At 39.9% G+C, this 20,182-nt stretch carries 22 protein-coding genes; all 22 read left to right on the top strand.

What is annotated here, in order from left to right; genetic code table 11:
* The first annotated feature begins 15 nt into the window (after window positions 1-15).
* The 22 genes from flhF to BT797_RS08005 all read left to right on the top strand — a co-directional run bounded on the left by flhF (window position 16) and on the right by BT797_RS08005 (window position 20,165).
* Window positions 16-1,512, top strand: coding sequence for a flagellar biosynthesis GTPase FlhF (gene flhF, locus BT797_RS08110; RefSeq protein ID WP_045111349.1), 1,497 nt, complete (start codon window positions 16-18; stop codon window positions 1,510-1,512).
* Between the two features lie 2 nt (window positions 1,513-1,514).
* Complete coding sequence (locus BT797_RS08105) at window positions 1,515-2,390, top strand: MinD/ParA family protein (RefSeq protein ID WP_045111348.1); 876 nt, start codon at window positions 1,515-1,517, stop codon at window positions 2,388-2,390.
* 1 nt (window position 2,391) lies between these two features.
* Window positions 2,392-3,117 (top strand): RNA polymerase sigma factor FliA, encoded by a 726-nt coding sequence (locus tag BT797_RS08100; RefSeq protein ID WP_045111347.1) that lies wholly within the window; start codon window positions 2,392-2,394, stop codon window positions 3,115-3,117.
* Between the two features lie 99 nt (window positions 3,118-3,216).
* The gene (gene cheY / locus BT797_RS08095; protein WP_017220961.1) at window positions 3,217-3,600 is read left to right on the top strand and encodes a chemotaxis response regulator CheY; all 384 of its coding nucleotides are present in this window, start codon (window positions 3,217-3,219) and stop codon (window positions 3,598-3,600) included.
* A 12-nt stretch (window positions 3,601-3,612) separates the two neighbouring features.
* Entirely contained in the window at window positions 3,613-4,365 is a 753-nt protein-coding gene (locus BT797_RS08090; protein ID WP_045111346.1) for a protein phosphatase CheZ, read from the top strand.
* Window positions 4,366-4,376: 11 nt separating this feature from the next.
* Window positions 4,377-6,524 (top strand): chemotaxis protein CheA, encoded by a 2,148-nt coding sequence (locus BT797_RS08085; RefSeq protein WP_045111345.1) that lies wholly within the window; start codon window positions 4,377-4,379, stop codon window positions 6,522-6,524.
* Window positions 6,525-6,594: 70 nt separating this feature from the next.
* Window positions 6,595-7,797: a protein-glutamate methylesterase/protein-glutamine glutaminase gene (locus BT797_RS08080; RefSeq protein WP_045111344.1), complete on the top strand. Its 1,203-nt coding sequence runs from the start codon at window positions 6,595-6,597 to the stop codon at window positions 7,795-7,797.
* A gap of 26 nt (window positions 7,798-7,823) precedes the next feature.
* Window positions 7,824-8,612: a ParA family protein gene (locus BT797_RS08075; protein ID WP_045111343.1), complete on the top strand. Its 789-nt coding sequence runs from the start codon at window positions 7,824-7,826 to the stop codon at window positions 8,610-8,612.
* Window positions 8,605-9,594, top strand: a complete 990-nt coding sequence (locus BT797_RS08070; RefSeq protein WP_075471618.1) for a chemotaxis protein CheW — start codon at window positions 8,605-8,607, stop codon at window positions 9,592-9,594. The genes BT797_RS08075 and BT797_RS08070 overlap by 8 nt, the downstream gene beginning before the upstream one ends.
* A gap of 16 nt (window positions 9,595-9,610) precedes the next feature.
* On the top strand, window positions 9,611-10,099 hold the full coding sequence (locus tag BT797_RS08065; RefSeq protein WP_075471616.1) for a chemotaxis protein CheW: 489 nt from the start codon (window positions 9,611-9,613) through the stop codon (window positions 10,097-10,099).
* Between the two features lie 85 nt (window positions 10,100-10,184).
* Window positions 10,185-10,598: a DUF2802 domain-containing protein gene (locus BT797_RS08060; protein WP_045111340.1), complete on the top strand. Its 414-nt coding sequence runs from the start codon at window positions 10,185-10,187 to the stop codon at window positions 10,596-10,598.
* Window positions 10,599-10,701: 103 nt separating this feature from the next.
* Window positions 10,702-11,334, top strand: a complete 633-nt coding sequence (ccmA, locus tag BT797_RS08055; protein WP_045111339.1) for a cytochrome c biogenesis heme-transporting ATPase CcmA — start codon at window positions 10,702-10,704, stop codon at window positions 11,332-11,334.
* Between the two features lies 1 nt (window position 11,335).
* On the top strand, window positions 11,336-12,004 hold the full coding sequence (ccmB, locus tag BT797_RS08050) for a heme exporter protein CcmB (protein WP_045111338.1): 669 nt from the start codon (window positions 11,336-11,338) through the stop codon (window positions 12,002-12,004).
* Between the two features lie 85 nt (window positions 12,005-12,089).
* The gene (locus tag BT797_RS08045; protein WP_045111337.1) at window positions 12,090-12,830 is read left to right on the top strand and encodes a heme ABC transporter permease; all 741 of its coding nucleotides are present in this window, start codon (window positions 12,090-12,092) and stop codon (window positions 12,828-12,830) included.
* A gap of 1 nt (window position 12,831) precedes the next feature.
* Complete coding sequence (ccmD, locus tag BT797_RS08040; RefSeq protein ID WP_045111336.1) at window positions 12,832-13,038, top strand: heme exporter protein CcmD; 207 nt, start codon at window positions 12,832-12,834, stop codon at window positions 13,036-13,038.
* Window positions 13,035-13,514 carry a cytochrome c maturation protein CcmE gene (ccmE, locus tag BT797_RS08035; protein ID WP_045111335.1) on the top strand — a complete coding sequence of 160 codons (480 nt, stop codon included), beginning with the start codon at window positions 13,035-13,037 and terminating at the stop codon, window positions 13,512-13,514. Before ccmD ends, ccmE begins: the two co-directional genes overlap by 4 nt.
* 11 nt (window positions 13,515-13,525) lie before the next feature.
* A complete protein-coding gene (locus BT797_RS08030; protein WP_075471614.1) occupies window positions 13,526-15,490 on the top strand; it encodes a heme lyase CcmF/NrfE family subunit in 1,965 nt (654 codons plus the stop codon).
* A gap of 14 nt (window positions 15,491-15,504) precedes the next feature.
* Complete coding sequence (locus BT797_RS08025; protein WP_075471612.1) at window positions 15,505-16,053, top strand: DsbE family thiol:disulfide interchange protein; 549 nt, start codon at window positions 15,505-15,507, stop codon at window positions 16,051-16,053.
* Between the two features lie 9 nt (window positions 16,054-16,062).
* Window positions 16,063-16,530 carry a cytochrome c-type biogenesis protein gene (locus tag BT797_RS08020; protein WP_045111332.1) on the top strand — a complete coding sequence of 156 codons (468 nt, stop codon included), beginning with the start codon at window positions 16,063-16,065 and terminating at the stop codon, window positions 16,528-16,530.
* A gap of 1 nt (window position 16,531) precedes the next feature.
* Window positions 16,532-17,800, top strand: a complete 1,269-nt coding sequence (ccmI, locus tag BT797_RS08015) for a c-type cytochrome biogenesis protein CcmI (protein WP_045111331.1) — start codon at window positions 16,532-16,534, stop codon at window positions 17,798-17,800.
* A 904-nt stretch (window positions 17,801-18,704) separates the two neighbouring features.
* Window positions 18,705-19,709 (top strand): SEL1-like repeat protein, encoded by a 1,005-nt coding sequence (locus BT797_RS08010; RefSeq protein ID WP_052678375.1) that lies wholly within the window; start codon window positions 18,705-18,707, stop codon window positions 19,707-19,709.
* A 57-nt stretch (window positions 19,710-19,766) separates the two neighbouring features.
* Window positions 19,767-20,165, top strand: a complete 399-nt coding sequence (locus BT797_RS08005; RefSeq protein ID WP_075471610.1) for a hypothetical protein — start codon at window positions 19,767-19,769, stop codon at window positions 20,163-20,165.
* Window positions 20,166-20,182: the final 17 nt, after the last annotated feature.

Here is a 20,182-nt window from a genome sequence, read left to right as displayed (position 1 = left end):
ACTAAGGATGTTAAGTTGAAAATAAAGCGCTTTTTTGCCAAAGATATGCGAGCGGCATTGGCTGAAGTCAAAGAGGTTCTTGGCCCTGACGCTGTTATTATGTCTAACAAAAAGGTCACTGGTGGTATTGAAATCGTTGCTGCTGTGGATTTCTCTGAAAGTAAGCCTGTCGCGCCTGAAAAAGCAAGCGAACCAAAAATTGTAGCGAATAAATCAGACCGTCAACTTTCTGAAGACTCCGTCAATTTATCGGCATCTAAATTCGGTTTCAAAAAATTAATGAATAATGAACTGTCACAGCAAGCAGACCCAGAGCGACCTGTCGCGCCAAATGACTCATTAGCGAGCTTATTGGCACGTCAGCAAGAACATAAACAGCAAATGTCACAAGCAATAAATAACGATGATAATGCACGTGAACCTAATAATTGGGACACCAGTTTTTTAAAGAAACCTGTCGCTCGTCGCTTTGCTGAACGTCCAAATACTGCACCGGCAACACTCGCTGAACAAAATGAAATGCGTGATGGTATGGCGCGCTCTTCTCAACAAAGTGGTTATAAGCAGTTTGAGTCTACGACACCGAAAAGTGACAACCAACAAGACATAAGTGCGATGAAGACAGAACTTGCCTCAATCCGAAAGTTGCTTGAGCACCAAGTATCAGGATTACAGTGGCAGGAAGTTGAACGTAATGAACCTATTCGTGCTATGTTGATAAAATATTTGGTCAAGATTGGTTTTACCGAAGAGGTTGCAGACCAGTTAGCTAACTGTGTGGCTGAAAAGTGTTCGATTGAGTCGGCTTGGGAGCAGATTGAAGGGCTACTGACGGACAGCGTTCTTATTGCGAAAGATGATATTTTAAGCAAAGGCGGTGCTGTTGCATTAGTTGGCCCAACGGGTGTTGGTAAAACGACAACTATCGCCAAATTAGCGGCAAAATTTGCCATGTTGCATGGTTCAGAGAATGTTGCGTTGATTACTACTGATACATATCGTATTGGTGCTCACGAACAATTAGCGACTTACGGCCGTATTATGGGTTGTGTTGTTAAGGTTGCCCGTGATGAAGCAGAGTTGGCACAATACTTGTATCAGTTAAGAAGTAAACGTTTAGTCTTGATTGATACTGCCGGTATGGGACAGCGTGATAAACGTTTATCCGAGCAGTTAGATACATTAGTTAATAATGAAAAAGTCGTGATTCGTAACTATTTGGTTGTCCCTGCAACTGCACAGCGTAGGGTTGTACAAGAAACATTAGAGCATTTTCATCACATTCCGTTAGCAGGCTGTATTTTAAGTAAAGTGGATGAAAGTTTAAGCTTAGGTGAGATTTTAAGCGTACTAATACAAAATGAACTACCGATTGCATATATAACAAATGGGCAAAGGGTTCCTGAAGATATAGATTCAGCCAATGCGCAGCAATTAGTTCGTACTGTACTGAACAGAGATACGCTAGAAGAACAAAACGATACGCATTTTTGGTTAGGCGATGATAAATAGTAATGAATAAAAATATTTTTTTCGATCAAGCAAGTGGTCTAAGACAAATGAGTAATAACAAAAAAGTTAAAGTCATTGCCGTTTCAGGTGGTAAAGGTGGCGTAGGTAAAACTAACGTAACACTGAACATGGCAGTATCTCTCGCAGCCCAAGGCAAGCGAGTAATGGTTTTAGATGCCGATCTTGGATTGGCAAATGTCGATGTTTTACTCGGTTTACGCGTACATAAAAATATTTCTCACGTTATTTCGGGTGAATGTACATTAGATGATATTTTGATTGAAGGTCCGAATGGGATCTTAATCGCACCGGCAACATCTGGTACACGTTCGATGGTTGAGTTATCAATACAAGAACATGCTGGTTTAATCCGTGCGTTTGCTGAATTGAAAACACCTATTGATGTGCTGTTGGTTGATACTGCTGCTGGTATTTCGGACATGGTGTTAAGTTTTTGCCGTGCTTCACAAGATATCCTAATGGTAGTGTGTGATGAACCAACATCAATTACGGATGCTTACGCGTTAATTAAATTATTATCAAAAGAACACGGTGTTCATCGTTTTAAAATTGTGGCTAATATGGTGCGCAGTTTACGTGAAGGCCAAGAATTATTTACTAAATTGACACGTGTAACGGACCGATTTTTAGATGCAACATTAGAGCTTGTTGCTTGTATTCCATTTGATAACAGTGTTCGTCAAGCCGTTCGTAAACAGAAAGTGGTTGTAGAAGCATTTCCAAAAGCGCCCGCTTCACTGGCGTTTAGAGCGTTAGCAAGTCGAGCTGCAACTTGGCCAGTACCGAATAAAGTCGGCGGTCATCTGGAGTTCTTCATTGAGAACCTGTTTGAAAACAAAGCTAGGGTAGAAGATTGAAGTGAATAAGGCATCCGCTTACAGTAACATCCAGTCGCAACAGAATCATGCTGTTGAGCAATTCGGTTTTTTAGTAAAACGAATTGCCCATCACTTGCTTCTACGTTTGCCGCCGAGTGTTCAGTTAGATGATTTAATCCAGTCGGGTATGATTGGATTACTGGATGCTGCGCGCAATTTTGATGGCTCTAAAGGTGCTAGCTTTGAAACGTATGCAGGTATTCGTATCCGCGGCTCAATGATTGATGAAATGAGACGTGGGGATTGGGTTCCAAGATCTGTGCATAAAAATGGTCGTGATATTGCTGCTGCCATTGACCGTATCGAAAAACAAACTGGTACGGATGCAAAAGATACGGATGTTGCTGAAGAATTAGGCGTAAATCTGACTGACTACCATAGTATGTTGATGGATGTTAATAGTGGGCATATATTGGCTGTCGAAGATTTGACCGCGAGTAATGAAGATGCCTATTCAGTTTACGAAGGAAAATCAAGCACCCCTTGTGCCGATTTTTCTGAACAGCGTTTTCAGCAAGCATTAGCAAACTGCATTAAAACATTACCTGAAAGAGAAAGCTTAGTTTTATCACTTTATTACGATGAAGAGTTAAACCTAAGAGAGATCGGGGAAGTACTCAGTGTCAGTGAATCTCGCGTGAGTCAAATACACAGCCAAGCGATGCATCGAGTGAAAGCACGTATGCATGCTTGGTTAGATGACTAAGTTTAATTGGTACTATTTATCTAGTACTTGAATATTGAAGTAAGATATTTATGGGATCAGGGACTGTGAATATTGTAATTACTTATTTTGGAGAACAACTTGAAAAAGCAAATTAAAATTCTTATTGTCGATGATTTTTCTACTATGAGACGTATCATTAAAAACTTACTTCGTGATCTTGGTTTTAGTAATACCTATGAAGCTGATGACGGCAACACGGCATTACCAATGCTAAAAAATGGCGATTATGACTTTGTTGTTACTGATTGGAATATGCCAGGCATGCAAGGTATCGATCTACTTAAAGAGATCCGTAAAGACCAAGCGCTATGTCATATTCCAGTACTAATGGTTACGGCTGAAGCGAAGCGTGAACAGATTATTGAAGCTGCTCAATCAGGTGTGAACGGTTACATTATTAAACCATTTACAGCAGCGACATTAAAAGAAAAATTAGAGAAAATCTTTGAACGAATTCAATAAGCAAGGATGCGCATGAGTGAACAACAAGAATCGTTGATTTCATTAGAAGAAGCCAAAGAACTGGTGACACTGCTAGAGTGTGGTCAGGTTGAGATGGCAAATGAAATAATTACGAAAATTCAGAATGCAAATTCAGATGCACTATTTGAAAAAGTTGGTGTGTTAACACGTCAATTACATGATTCATTAGAAGATTTCCAGTTAGATACGCGTATTGAAAGCTTAGCTAACGATGAGTTTCCTGATGCTCGTGAGCGTTTGAATTATGTTATTGAGATGACGGATAAAGCGGCAAACAGAACGATGGATGCAGTTGAAGCCTGCTTACCAATTGCTGATAGTTTTAATGACCGCATTCAACAAGTGATGCCAAATTGGAAGAACTTGATGAGTCGTGATTTACAATTGGGTCAATTTAAAGAACTTTGTAAATTATTAGACGATTTTCTTCAAGTTTCAGTATCTGATGCCGATAGTTTAAGACAGTATTTAACTGAAATTCTCATGGCGCAAGATTTTCAAGATTTGACTGGTCAAATGATCCGTCGCGTGATTAATTTGGTACAAGAAGTTGAAGTTAAATTAGTTGAAATGTTGACGATGTTTGGTGAGGCTTCAAGACCACTAAATGTAATAACAGAATCAGTTAAAAAAGAAATAAGTGGCATTGAGGCAGAAGGTCCAATCATGAATGCGAGTGAACGTGTTGATGTAGTAGACGGCCAAAATGATGTTGATGATTTATTATCAAGTTTAGGATTTTAAGGGAGATATTGATGAGCTTTGATGTTGATGAAGATATTCTACAGGACTTCCTGATTGAAGCATCTGAAATTCTGGAGCTACTCTCTGAACAACTCGTTGATTTAGAAAAAAGTCCAGAAGATGCCGAGTTACTTAATGCAATTTTTAGGGGCTTTCATACCGTTAAAGGTGGCGCAGGATTTTTAGCACTATCTGAATTAGTTGATATTTGCCACGGTGCAGAGAATGTGTTTGATAGCCTACGTAATGGCTTAAGAGCAGTAACACCAGAGCTGATGGATGTCATTCTAAAATCATTGGATTGTGTTAACGAGATGTTTGCATTGATTCAAGAACGTGAGCCATTGGTTGCTGCAGATGCGGCATTAATTCATCAACTTCATTTGCTTACTCAACCTGAGGCTGCTCCTTCAGTAGTGATTGAAACTGTTGTTGAAGCACCGAAAGTTGCAGTGCCTACCGTATCAGACAAGAGCACTGATATCGATGGCATGTCAGAACTTGAATTTGAACAATTATTGGATGAACTGCACGGTAAAGGTACTGCACCAACAGCAACTAATACTGGCGCTACGAAACCGAGTGCTGTAGTTACAAGTTCAAATTCAGATTTTACGGATGATGAATTTGAAAAACTACTTGATGATTTGCATGGTGTTGGTCAGCATGGTGTGAGTAATACCCCTCCAGTGCCAGCTGCCGAGATACCTACTTCGGTAACGAGTAGCAGTAGTGGTGAACTTAATGATGATGATTTTGAACACTTACTTGATGAGTTATATGGTAAAGGTAATGCGCCAAGTGCAGCTGCAACGATAAAAAATGTGGTGAGCGCCGCAGATCCTGTTGTCGCCACCCAGCCTGAACCTGCTGCCGCTGCCGCTGCACCTGCTACAGAAACTGTAATGTCTGTTGCGACCCCTGTAGCCCCAAAAGCGACTGAAAGCAAATCAGTAAAAGCAGAGAAGAAAGCGAAACCACAAGCAGACTCAACAGTTCGTGTTGATACTCGTACTCTCGATGAAATTATGAATATGGTCGGTGAGCTAGTACTTGTCCGTAATCGTTTAGTGAGTTTAGGTATTTCAACTAATGATGAAGACATGACGAAAGCTGTGTCGAATCTGGATGTCGTTACTGCTGACTTGCAAGGCGCAGTAATGAAAACCCGTATGCAACCAATCAAAAAAGTATTTGGTCGCTTCCCACGGGTTGTACGTGATTTAGCACGTAGTTTGTCAAAAGATATTAACCTTGAACTGATTGGTGAAGAAACAGATTTAGATAAAAACTTAGTGGAAGCACTTGCGGATCCATTAGTTCATTTAGTGAGAAACTCGGTGGATCATGGTATTGAAATGCCTGATGTACGTGAGAAAAATGGCAAGTCACGACAGGGGAATATTACCTTAGCCGCATCGCAAGAAGGCGATCATATTCGTCTGAAAATTGCAGATGATGGTGCGGGTATGGATCCCGAACGATTAAAGGAAATTGCGGTTAATCGTGGGGTTCTTGATGCTGATGCAGCGGCAAGGATTTCGGATAACGAAGCATACAACCTTATTTTTGCTCCTGGTTTCTCAACCAAAGATCAGATATCAGATATTTCTGGTCGTGGTGTGGGGATGGATGTGGTTAAAACTGGTATTAGCCAACTTAATGGTACAATCTCAATCGACTCAAAACTGGGTTCTGGTACAACGATTGAAATTAAGGTGCCATTAACACTCGCTATTCTGCCAACTTTGATGGTCGAGGTGGGTAAGCAAATCTTTGCTTTACCATTGACGAGTGTGAATGAAATCTTCCACTTAGACTTAAGAAAGACCCATGTCGTCGATAACCAATTGACCATTATTGTTAGAGAAAAAGCGATTCCATTATTTTATCTACATGATTGGTTAACTAAAATGGACCCACAAGCCACCACGCGGAATAATCGTGGGTTAGGGCATGTGGTTATTGTTCAGCTTGGTATTAAGCAAGTTGGCTTTGTTGTCGATAGCCTTATTGGGCAAGAAGAAGTTGTTATTAAAGCGTTAGATAACTTATTGCAGGGTACGCCGGGTATGGCGGGAGCTACAATCACCAGTGATGGTGGTATTGCATTGATTTTAGATATTCCAAGTCTCTTAAATCATTACGCAAAACGCTAATTTGTTGATGCAGGGGGGAACCCCTGTGTGCTTTTACATTGAAGTAAACACATTGAAGTAGATAGATTAGATGAAAATAAAAGTTTTAGTTGTTGATGATTCCAGTTTTTTCAGACGTAGAGTAAGTGAAATCATTAATGCAGATCCAGAAATGGAAGTGATTGATACTGCTAAAAATGGTGAAGAGGCGATTACTAAAGCGAAATCTTTACGTCCTGACGTGATAACTATGGATATTGAAATGCCAGTTCTTGATGGTATTTCCGCTGTTAAAGCGATCATGAAGGATACACCTACGCCTATTTTAATGTTCTCGTCATTGACGCATCAAGGTGCTAAATCAACTATCGCGGCATTAGAAGCGGGAGCGGCTAACTTCTTACCGAAAAAATTTGAAGATATAGCGAAAGACAAAGCGGAAGCTGTTCGATTACTGCAACAAAACATTAAAGAAATCAGTAAACGCAGAAGTTTATTAAGAACACCGCGTATTTCACCAGCACCAGTTCGCAGCGCGACAGTCGCAGCTGATAATCGTATTAATACAGCAACGTTACCGCGTAAAAGTGCCGATGCAAGTCGATTACATACGGCGAGTGCTGTGAACTTGAGACATGTTGCTAATGTCGATAACAAGACACTTGAAGCTCAAACGCCAGTTACTGCAAGCCGTGTAAGAAAACGTGCATCAGGTAAAAAATACAGTTTAATGGCAATCGGTTCTTCGACAGGCGGTCCTGTAGCATTACAAAATGTATTAACGCCTTTACGCAGTGATTTTCCATTGCCTATTTTGTTAATTCAACATATGCCCGCTACATTTACTGCTGCATTTGCCGCACGACTAAATACGTTATGTCAAATTAAAGTAAAAGAAGCTGAGCATGGCGATCGCTTACAGCCTGGGGTCGCTTATTTAGCGCCCGGTGGTAAGCAGGTGCTTATTGAAAACAAAGCGGGTGGTTTTACTTTAAAAGTAATAGAAAGCCCTGCAGGGATTAATTATAAACCGAGTGTTGATATTTCATTTGGTTCTGCAGCTCAGTTATATAATGATAAAGTATTAGCGATTGTACTCACGGGTATGGGTGCAGATGGACGCGATGGCGCTAAATTACTAAAACAGAAAGGTAGTACGATATGGGCGCAAGATGCACAGTCTTGTGTTGTTTATGGTATGCCACAAGCAATTGTTAACGCTGGTTTGGCTGATGATCAGGTGAACCTGCAACAAATTGCAGAGCGCATTAATATTGAAGTCGGCTGTCGGTAACGACATGCAGGCAAGGTAGGGTAAAGTTGAAAGTTTGGACTGTTGCTAATCAAAAGGGTGGTGTTGGTAAAACAACCACTGCAATCTCCTTAGCTGGCTTACTGGCAGAACAGGGGCAACGAGTATTATTGATTGATACTGATCCACATGCATCATTAACCAGTTATCTAAACTATGATAGTGATGATTTAACCGTTGGATTGTTTGACCTTTTTGTTGCAGCCACACTGGATACCGAGCTGGTTCATAATGCGATAATAGAAACGCCTTATAGCGGTATTAATTTATTACCTGCGACAATGTCACTTGCCACGTTAGATAGAACGTTAGGTCATCGTGATGGTATGGGACTTATTCTTAAGAATATTATTACCTTAGTTTCCGATGATTATGACTTTGTGCTTATCGATTGTCCGCCTGTACTTGGCGTGATGATGGTGAATGCACTCGCTAGTTGTGATCGTATTTTAGTACCAGTACAGACTGAGTTCCTAGCATTAAAGGGCTTAGATCGCATGGTGAAAACCTTTGAAATTATGCAGCGTAGTTGTACTAATCAATTTCAGTATACGGTGATTCCCACCATGTTTGATCGGCGCACTAAAGCATCGTTGATATCGTTACAAACCTTGCAGAAGAATTACAGCCGTAATGTTTGGCGAGCAGTGATCCCTGTTGATACACAATTTAGAAATGCTAGCTTAAAACATATGCCGCCATCTATGTATACTCGAAGTAGTCGAGGTGTAGCAGCCTATGCCACATTACTACAAGATTTGCTGATTGAGGCTGAACAGGACCGAATGTATGGATAAGCACACAAAGCATTCTGCGTTGGATGATTATTTCACATCCATGCTATCTGAGCCTGTTGTTGAAAAACCACAGGCCGCGAAGGCAGCTGTAGAACAAACGGTAGTGCCTAAATTCACGTTAAAAAAAGAGTTAACGAAAGAGTCACAGGAAGTATTAACACCCTTATTTTCTGAAACAGAGCTAACGATAAAAAATGACTTTAAAATACCTGAGCCAGATGCTTCGGGGTCATTAAGCGATTTAGATCAATTGTTAGGCTCTGTCATTGATATTGACTTAGCTGATATTGATTTGTCGGTATTAGATAATGTCGATGCGACAGAAATACAGACTGTTCCTGATGTTGATGTTGATGTTGAAACTGAAAGCACTGATACCATGATAACGATCACACCAGCGGATATTATCATTACTGAAACAGAGCTAACAATTGAGCCTGCAGAAAGTGATACTATCCTAGATAATCATGTGGAAAGTGTGTCAGTATCGGACGTTGAGATAGTACAGGAATCTGAACCTGTTGAGCAATGGAAAAATATTGAGTTAGAAGAGCACTTTCAAGCACTGTTTTTTGAAGTCGCAGGGGTTATTTTTGCGGTGCCATTGACAGAGCTTGGTGGTATTCATCAAAACGAAACAGTAAGCAGCTTATTTGGTAAACCGGATTGGTATTTAGGTCTTATGCAGCACCGAGAGCAGAAATTGAGTGTTGTCGATACTGCTCTATGGGTTATGCCAGAGCAAAATATGGGTGAGATAGATTATAAATATCAGATCCAATTAAGTCAGTCGAATTGGGTACTAGGCTGTGAAAGCCTGCATGGTACTGAAACTTTAAACAGTAATGATATTAAATGGCGAAGTACACCTGGTAGTCGACCTTGGTTGGCTGGCATGGTTAAATCCCGTATGTGCGTATTATTACACGTAACCGAAATGATTAAATTGCTGGATAATGGCATCAATATTCATGGGCAATAGTAGAAGGAAATAAAACATGAGTCAGTCTCGAAACCTAGTGGAAAATGTAGCTGAAGATGAAGTATTACAATGGGTTACATTCAAGTTAGAGAATGAAATCTACGGTATTAACGTAATGCAAGTACAAGAAGTATTACGCTATACAGAAATTGCCCCAGTACCTGGTGCGCCAAATTACGTTATTGGTATCATTAATTTACGTGGCAATGTTGTCACTGTTATTGATACGCGTGTACGTTTTGGTTTAATGCCATCTGAAGTGAGTGAAAATTCACGTATTGTTATCATTGAAGCTGAAAAGCAAGTGATTGGTATTCTTGTTGATGGTGTTGCTGAAGTGGTATATCTACGTTCTTCAGAAATTGATATGGCACCTAATGTGGGTACTGATGAAAGCGCTAAATTCATTCAAGGCGTATCAAACCGTGAAGGCGAGTTACTTATTCTTGTTGATTTGAATAAGTTTTTGAGTGATGACGAATGGGAGGAATTAAGCGGCATGTAAGCTTAATTTCTTATTTCTATCTAGAAAAGCACTGTAATGATTGTTACAGTGCTTTTTTAATTTCTACTTTATTGAAGGACTGAATATGCTTGCTTTGATTTTATCTGGCGTTGCGATTACTGCTGCTGTTGCTGCGGTTATTGGCTGCGTTGTATTATTTCGTAAGTTAACCAAGCTGCAGGCAACGCATAATTTATTGCTCAAAGATTTATCTAAATCAAGAGATTCACTTCAAAAGCGAATCATTGAGTTAAGTACTTCAAATATTAACCTTGGTGGTGCAATTCAAGGCGTGGCATCGGAATTACAGCAAACTAAGTTCCAGCAAGACGAAATGAAAGAAGAGATGACTACACACGAACAGCAAGACCCTGATAGTCGTTTTTATACGCGTGCCGTGAAGCTTGTTGAACTTGGAGCAAGTCTTGAAGAAATCATGCGTGAGTGCGAGCTACCGCGCGCAGAAGCAGAATTATTATTAAATTTCCATAAAAAGTAACTTTAATTGCTTATATTTGACCGGTTATTGATATCGCTTAATTATGCTTAAAGCCGGAATATGTTAATATTCGCTCAGATTGATGCTGAAAGAATAGAAAAGTATGTTGGAAGTTTCTAAGTTAAGTTGTATACGTGAAGATAACGTGTTGTTTTCTGATCTTAGTTTCACCGTTTCGAGTGGTGAAATAATTCAAGTCGAAGGCCCTAATGGCGTAGGTAAAACCAGTTTGTTGCGCTTATTAGCCGGACTTTCATCGCCTGCAGATGGTCATATTCTTTGGCAGAAAAATAACACTTTAGAAGATCGTGAAAGCTATCATCAAGACTTACTCTACCTTGGTCATTTACCTGGTGTAAAAGCAGAACTGACCGCATTTGAAAATCTATTCTTCTACCATGCCATGCATAAAGCTGTCGCCAAAGAGAAAATTTGGGAAGCGCTTGCACAAGTCGGCCTTGCAGGTTATGAAGATCAATTAGCTTGTCACCTTTCAGCTGGACAGCAACGTCGTATTGCTTTAGCGCGTCTATGGTTGTCTGACAAAAAATTGTGGATCCTTGATGAACCTTTTACTGCGATAGATAAAAATGGTGTGAAAGTATTAGAGCGTTTATTTTTAGCCCATGCAGATAAAGGTGGTTACGTTATTCTTACAACGCACCAAGATTTACAATTTTCTGTGGGACGTTTACGTAAGATCACCTTAACCCGTCAACACTTAACTGAGTATTAATATGTTTGCTGTTTTTATACAGGTGATAAAGCGTGAATTGATCACGGCTTTTCGTCGTAAATCAGATATTTTAAATCCACTGTGGTTTTTTATTATCGTGATTACTCTTTTTCCGTTAGGAATAGGCCCTGAGCCAAACTTATTATTACGTATTGCCCCTGGCGTTATCTGGGTCGCGGCATTATTATCGGCGCTATTGTCGATGGAGCGTTTATTTCGAGATGACTTCCTCGATGGTTCATTAGAGCAGTTGATGCTAACGGACACCCCGTTAGGACTTATTGTGACGGCAAAAGTGGTAGCACATTGGCTACTGACTGGCTTACCTATATTATTTGTGTCGCCTTTGTTGGCAGTATTTTTATCATTAGATGCGAATACCTTCATGGCCACTTTTATTACCCTGTTATTGGGTACGCCAGTGCTGAGCTTTGTCGGTGCGATAGGTGTGGCATTGACTGTTGGTTTACGTAAGGGAGGCGTATTACTGAGTCTGCTTATTTTACCGTTATTTATTCCGGTATTGATTTTTGCAACCAGTGCCATTGATGCGGCTAGTTTTGGCGTTTCCTATTCTGGACCTGTGGCGATTTTAGGGGCGATGCTTGCAGCGTCAGTTACTTTATCACCGTTTGCTATTGCCGCATCACTGCGGGTTAGCCTGAGTTAAATTGTTAGTTAAAGATAAGTAAAGTTAGTTTCAATCATTATTTAGGTTCATATAATTGAGCCGTTATTTATGTAGAGAGTTTAATATGTGGAAATGGCTCCATCCTTATGCGAAACCAGAAGTAAGTTATAATTTGGCCGGTAAAATGCTGCCTTGGTTTGCGCTATTTAGTATTATATCACTGACAATCGGAATGATTTGGGGCTTTGCATTCGCGCCCGCTGATTATCAACAAGGCGATAGCTTCCGTATTATCTATCTACATGTACCTGCCGCGTCATTATCTATGGGGGCATACTTAAGCATGGCAATCGCTGCTTTTATTGGCTTAGTCTGGCAATTAAAAATGGCGGACATAGCTGTGGCTGCGATTGCACCTGTTGGTGCGGTATTTACAGCCATCGCATTATTCACTGGCGCAGTATGGGGTAAACCTATGTGGGGTGCTTGGTGGGTATGGGATGCGCGTTTAACATCTGAACTTATTCTATTATTTTTATACCTTGGTGTCATTGCCATTTATGGTGCGTTTAGTGACAAAATATTAGCAGGTCGTGCTGCGGGTATTCTTGCCTTAGTAGGGGTCATTAATCTGCCTATTATTCATTATTCTGTTGAATGGTGGAACACCCTACATCAAAAAGCCACTATCAGTAAATTCGATAAACCGTCGATGGATACCGATATGCTGTGGCCATTACTGATTAACTTATTAGGCTTCGGTTTACTATTTGGTACCTTGACCTTGATGCGCTTTAGAAATGAGTTAATTACCCGTGAGTCGCACAGACCTTGGGTGAAAAAATTATTTATCGAGGACAAGTAACATGCAATTTGATAGCTTTTCTGCTTTTTTAGCGATGGGGGGTTACGGCTTCTATGTCTGGCTAGCTGTGGCTTTTAGCGTACTGACATTAGGTTCATTAACAGTGAGTACTATTGTCAAACGTCGCCAAATTATTAACGAAATTAAAAATAAGCATCAACGTATTAAGCGAATGCGCGCTGCTGAAAAAATGGAGAATACTCTATGAACCCAAGACGTAAAAAACGCTTATCTATTGCTCTGGTGATTGTCATTGGTTTAGGTAGTATGACCGGCCTTGTTCTATACGCATTAAAACAGAACATTGATTTATTTTACACGCCGACGCAACTTGTTGAAGGCTTAGGTGAAGATAAGGTCAAGCCTGAAATTGGTCAGCGTTTACGTATTGGTGGTTTAGTGATGCCTGGCACTGTTAAACGTAACATGGAAGATCTTAAAGTTAGCTTTATCTTAAGTGATGACAGAGGCGGCCTAGTTACACTGGAATACGAAGGTATCTTGCCCGATTTATTCCGTGAAGGGCAAGGGATTGTTGCACAAGGTGTACTGAAGTCCGCTAATGTGATTGCCGCTTCTGAAGTACTTGCTAAACATGACGAAGAATATATGCCACCTGAAGTTGCTGAAGCAATTAAAGGCATCAAGCATATGAAACCAGAATACGGTAACGAAACTAAATAAGGTAGTTTGTAATGATTCCTGAGATAGGACATTTTAGTTTAATTGTAGCGACGGCGTTGTCGTTCTTGCTGGCAATTTATCCACTTATTGGCGCAAAGATTAATCATCCTGGTATGATTAATAGTGCTAAACCATTAGCCATTATGCAATTTTTGCTAATGAGTCTTTCATTTTCTGTTTTAGCTTACTCATTCGCGACTGATGATTTTTCAGTCGGTTATGTTGCGACTAACTCAAATTCATTATTACCGATACAGTATAAAATATCTGCTGTGTGGGGCGGTCATGAAGGATCATTATTACTTTGGTCTTTAACATTAGCTATTTGGACTGCTGCTGTTGCTGTGTTTAGCCGTGGTATTCCTAAGGTCGCACTCGCTCGTGTACTTTCTGTGATGGGTATGATTGCGATTGGTTTTAACTTGTTTATTTTGTTAACGTCGAATCCATTTGATCGTACTTTACCTTACTTACCACTCGATGGTAATGACCTAAATCCATTGCTACAAGACATTGGTTTGATTTTCCATCCACCTATGCTTTACATGGGCTATGTTGGCTTTTCTGTTGCTTTTTCTTTTGCGATTGCGGCATTAATGGCTGGTCGTCTTGATTCGGCATGGGCACGTTGGTCTCGTCCTTGGACATTAGTTGCTTGGGTATTCTTAACATCTGGTATCGCATTGGGTAGTTGGTGGGCTTATTATGAACTCGGCTGGGGTGGTTGGTGGTTCTGGGATCCAGTAGAGAATTCATCATTTATGCCTTGGCTTGCAGGTACTGCGTTGATTCACTCACTTGCTGTAAGTGAAAAACGTGGTGTGTTTAAATCATGGACAGTACTATTATCGATTGCGGCCTTTAGCCTGAGTCTATTAGGTACCTTCTTAGTACGTTCTGGTGTATTGGTATCTGTGCATGCATTTGCGTCAGATCCTGCGCGTGGTTTGTTTATTTTAGCCTTTTTAATCGCGGTTGTAGGTGGTTCATTACTGCTTTACGCAGTAAAAGGTTCAGAGATTAAGAGTCGTGGTAAATACGGTCTGTTTTCTCGTGAAACTTTCTTGTTGGTGAATAACATATTATTAATTGCAGCGCTATTAGTTGTACTAATTGGTACTTTGTTACCGCTGGTACATAAAGAACTGGGTATGGGCTCGATTTCAATCGGTGTGCCATTCTTTAATAATATCTTCTTCTATATCATTATTCCGTTCGCAATTGCCTTGGGTGTTGCACCGTTATTACGTTGGAAGAAACAAGAAAGTGACTTACGTCCACTGTTTACACAGCTAGCTGTAATTGCTGTTGCTAGCATAGTGTTAGCGATCGCGTTACCAGCAATCTTTGCGGATAAAATTAAAATTGTTGCAGTTGTTGGTTTTGCATTAGCATTCTGGGTAATTATCACGAGTGCGTTAGAAGTGTATATCCGAGCAACGCATCGCCATAGTTTTGCGTCGGGCATGGTTAAACTTGGTCGTAGCCATTGGGCTATGGTACTTGGTCACATTGGCCTAGCAATGATGCTGATTGGTATTTCTGCCACTCAGAATTACAAAATCGAAAAAGACTTACGTATGGTGCCGGGTGATGAAGTTATATTTGCTGATTACTTATTTGAGTTTGATCGTATTGCTGAATCAAATGGTGCGAACTACGAAGGTTATGAAGCGGTATTTAAGGTCAGTAAAAACGGTAAGTTTGAAACGGTATTACGCGCAGAAAAACGTAACTACTTAGCTCAACGTGGTATGCCAATGACTGAAGCTGCAATTGATTGGGGTGTAACTCGCGACCTCTATATCGCACTTGGTGAACAGTTAGAAGATGATTCATGGGCAATTCGTATTTATTACGAACCTTTTATTCGTTTCATCTGGTGGGGTGGCTTAGTCATGTCTATCGGTGGTTTATTAGCTGTATCTGATCGCCGCTATCGTTTTGTGAATAAACGTGCAGCGAAAGCGCAATAATTAGGACAAAAATAATGACTAATGATGTGAAAAAAAAGAAACAGTTAATAACACGACTAATACCCCTAATTGTATTTTTATGTGTGTCTATTTTCCTTTACATTGGCTTATTTCGTGACGCTACCGTTTTAGAGTCGACCTTCATTGGTCGACCTGTTCCTGAGTTTGCATTAAACGATTTAGTTGAGCCTGAACTGCAGCACGATAAGAGTGTGTTATCAGGTAAGCCTATGCTGTTAAACGTATGGGCAACGTGGTGCCCAACGTGTTACGCCGAGCATAAGTACTTAAATGAACTTGCTGAAGACGGTGTTTATATTGTTGGTATGAACTACAAAGACGAGCGTAAAAAAGCGTTGAAATGGTTAGAAGAATTAGATAATCCATACAAGATCAGTCTTTATGATCCTGATGGCATGTTAGGTCTTGACCTAGGTGTTTACGGCGCGCCAGAAACCTTTTTCATCGACAGTAAAGGCATTATTCAATACAAGCACGTAGGTGATATTAACCCGCGTAATTGGAATGGTGAATTGAAAGCTGTTTATGAGCAATTAAAATAAGGACTTAAGATGAAAAAATTATTCGTATTAATGACTTTAATGCTCAGTTTTAGTGTTGCGGCGGTTATTGATGTCTATGACTTTGAGACTGAAGAACAAGAAGCCCTGTTTAGAACATTAACGGCAGAATTACGCTGTCCTAAATGTCAAAATAATAACCTTGCGGATTCAAATGCCTCGATCGCCAAAGATATGCGTCAAAAAACCTATAACATGGTGATCGAAGGTCAGGATGAAGATCAGATTGTTACTTACTGGATTGATCGATTTGGTAACTTTGTTTTATACAAACCGCCAGTAACCTTAGGCACGGCCATTTTATGGGTTGCTCCAGGTTTATTCGTATTATTTGGTGGTCTGATTATTGTTCGTAACAGTCGTCGTAAAGTCGGTGTTGAAACGGATGAGCGCGACGAAGAGTTATCGAGTGCGGAAAAAGACCGTTTGGCCAAAATTTTAAAGGATAGCGAGAAATAGCATGTTGTTATTTTGGATAGTAAGTATTGTATTGGTGATTGTTGCCGCGCTGGCATTTGTTATTCCTGTTACGGGTGAGAGCAAGTTAACAGGCGCGACACGAGACCAATTAAACAAAGACCTTTATAAAAGTCGTATTAGCGAATTAGCTGACGATGAAGATCAAGGCTTGTTAGATAAAAGCGAAGAGTTTATTGATGAAATGCAACGTGGTCTACTGGATGACGTTATTGATGAGAAAGTGGAAAAAGAAAATACCGCTGACTCACCATTCATCTGGCTTGCTGGTGTTGTGTTTTTAGTGGTCTTTTCTGTGGCTTTGTACATGACATTAGGTGCTCGTGAAAAGGTAGCTAACTGGGAAGATGTATATTCACGTTTACCTGAGCTAACAAATCGCGTAATGAATGAAGGTGATATAGTTACTGATCAAGAGATCTCCGACTTTAAACTAGCATTGACGACTAAGATGATAGAAGAGTCGGATAATGAATTTGGTTGGTTATTATTGGGTCGTCTAAACGTTGCTTTAGGTGATCCAAACGCGGCATTCATTGCAATGGACCGTGCTTATAAATTAGCACCGATGAACACATCAATCGTGACGGGTTATGCGCAAGCATTAATGCTGAGTGATGATCCTGATAAAAATAACTTAGCACGTAAAATATTGATGGATCTTAAAAAAGAGAAACCTGGCGATATCGAAGTATTATCTACTTCTGCTTTCATGGCGTTAGAAAACCAAGATTACCTTGGCGCAATTGAGCAATGGCAACGTATGTTACCGTTACTTACTGGCCAACCAGATCGTATCGAGATGATTCAAGGTAGTATTGAATATGCAAGAAAACAGATTGAAGCGAAAGGTGGTACTGCACCAGCTGTAGTTGATACTGCAACTGATAGCCGACCTGTAGCAGCCGCAAATGAAGCCGCTGTGGGTAATGAGCAAGTTACAATCACTATTACAGCTGACCAAACGCAGCTTAAAGGCTATCTGTATGTTTACGTTCAAGCGGCAGTTGGCCCTAAAGCGCCACTGGCTGTTAAACGTGTCACGAACCCAACATTTCCATTAACTATCTCATTATCAGATAGTGATGCGATGATGGAGCAAATGAAAATGTCACAATTCCCATCGATTAAAGTGAGTGCTAAGCTTTCTCAAGATGAGAATGTGATGACGAAAGATGATGACATCAATAGTAATATTGTGACGCTTAATGAAGGCGATTCACGTTCAGTGATGCTTAATTTTAGTCGTTAATTTAATCATGGTGTTACCAAGTTTGTAACCCTGTGTTATTGCTTGTTAATAAGCCCCGTGGAAATTATGTTATATAATATCCACGGGGATTTTAATTCTTTGTCGTATTTTTTCCTAACTAGAGCTTATCGTTAGTCTCATTCATTGTGTAGTGTTCAAGCGCAGCAGCATCGTTACTTTTATCTATGTGGGCTAAAATAGGAAAGGGTTATGTGCAAAAAATTGAAAGCTGTAAGAGAACGTTAGCTTGTATATTCAAGACGCAATGCTCATTTATGTATCCAAAGACGCTGATAATTATGAGGTAATTAAATTACCTATTCGATTAACGCTATAAATTAGTCAACACCGTTTTAAATAAGGCCTTGTAGAGATAATTACGTGCTGAATATTAGTAATTTTTATGTAAAAAATATATATCTTTCTTTTTAGCTATTGATTGATTCGGTGCGTTGTTTAAGTTTTATATTACATTCTTACTCCCCCCCACTTAAAAATTCATCATGAGCAAAAGCATATTTTTATGGATGTGCAGTTGACTCCTTCTAAAGGGCTACTATAACCATCTGCGTAATGGCGGTACACCATGAGTGTGTCTGAATTAGGCTATTGGAGTCTCCCTTTAAATTCATCGTAGTTAAACCCTTGGGATATTTATCAAAATAAGCTGAAATGCATTAAATTAGCTAAGAATAATTACCAATAGTCGTTAACCGTTTACCTTATGCTGTTTAATTGATAAGGTGTTGTTCATAAAGATAATTAAATTGTGTTTGTTGTGGATTTTTCATATTAATAATGCCAGTAAATTCATCTATAATGGATGCTATTGGCTGGTATTAACACAGGCTTTTTTTCACTTCGTTTCACAGTTTAAAGTCATCATCACGCAAAAGGATTTATAGTGAAATGTAATTTATTAATTGTCACTCTTGCTGCCTTTCTTATACTTTCTGGTTGTTCAAACACGAATGAAACGTCAGGAACTGCAGAACAGAGTCTGGCTTCTTTACAGTATAATTTAGCGCATAAATATTATTACGGTGACGGTGTTCTCCAGAACTATAGCCAAGCTGCAAGTTTGTACCGAAAATCTGCTGAACAGGGTTATGCTCGAGCGCAAATATTCCTTGGTTATATGTACGAAGACGGGCTCGGTGTTACTCAGAGTTATAGCGAAGCGATAATTTGGTATCGCAAGGCGGCTGAACAGGGCTACGCGATCGCGCAATTAAATCTTGGTCTTATGTACAAATATGGACGTGGTATTGCTCAGAGTTACAGTTATGCAATAACTTGGTATCGTGAGGCGGCTGAGCAGGGCCATGCTCAAGCGCAAAATAACCTTGGTGAAATGTATGAAGATGGGCTAGGTGTTACTCAAAGCTACAGCGAAGCGGTAAATTGGTATCGTAAGGCGGCTGAGCAAGGAGATGTCAGAGGGCAAACAAATCTTGGTTATATGTACGAAGAAGGACTTGCTGTCGTGTACAGTTACAGTGAAGCTGTAAGTTGGTATCGCAAGGCCGCAGAGCAGGGTTATGCAAGGGGACAAACAAATCTTGGTAATATGTACGATCAAGGACAAGGTGTTACTCAGAATTACAACGAAGCGGTAAGTTGGTATCGCAAGGCTGCAGAACAGGGGGATGCCAGAGGGCAAAATAGTCTTGGTATTATGTATGAAACCGGACATGGCGTCGCTCAGAGTTACAGTGATGCGATAAATTGGTATCGTAAGGCAGCCGAACAGGAAAATATCTATGCACAAACCAATCTTGGAGATATGTATAAAAAGGGACTCGGAGTAACTAAAAATAATAGTGAAGCCTTAATTTGGTACAGCAAAGCAGCAGAGCAAGGCTACCTTAAAGCGAAAAGAAGATTGAAATACCTAGACGGTATTTAAACTTAAAATTTATGTTTAACTTAGTCATTGGCTTGAAAATTTTAATAGGATAAATTCATGAAGCATTACGTTACTGCTACTTTGGCTTTATTACTTATTGGTTGTACTATGAGCAATAACCAAGATGAAGTTGTTATTGAAGTTGTAATGGAAAAGTTAAACGAAAATGCTCCATCTTTGTTCTGTGATCAGCCTGAGTATTCAACTTGTTTTGGAATAACTCAAAAGCAGTGTTTAGTTGAATTAAATAATGCTGCTCAGAAGTGTATTGAAAAATCAAAGATGAAATTTAGCTCTGTTTCATCGGACAATTATAAACGTTATACAAAGTATTACTCTTCTTGCCTTATTTTAGAGCAAGTCGTTAAATATCCGGATAGATTAGATGTGATAGGGAATTGTTTAAAAACTGTAGACTTCAATAGAAAAGAGGGTCTTCGTTCTTTACTTAAATAGTTTCTTACTCTGATCGT

Source organism: Moritella viscosa (genome assembly GCF_900120065.1).
Classification (GTDB): Bacteria; Pseudomonadota; Gammaproteobacteria; order Enterobacterales; family Moritellaceae; genus Moritella; species Moritella viscosa.
The sequence above is the reverse complement of the archived record's forward strand: the minus strand, read 5'-3'. Positions and strand labels throughout refer to the sequence as shown.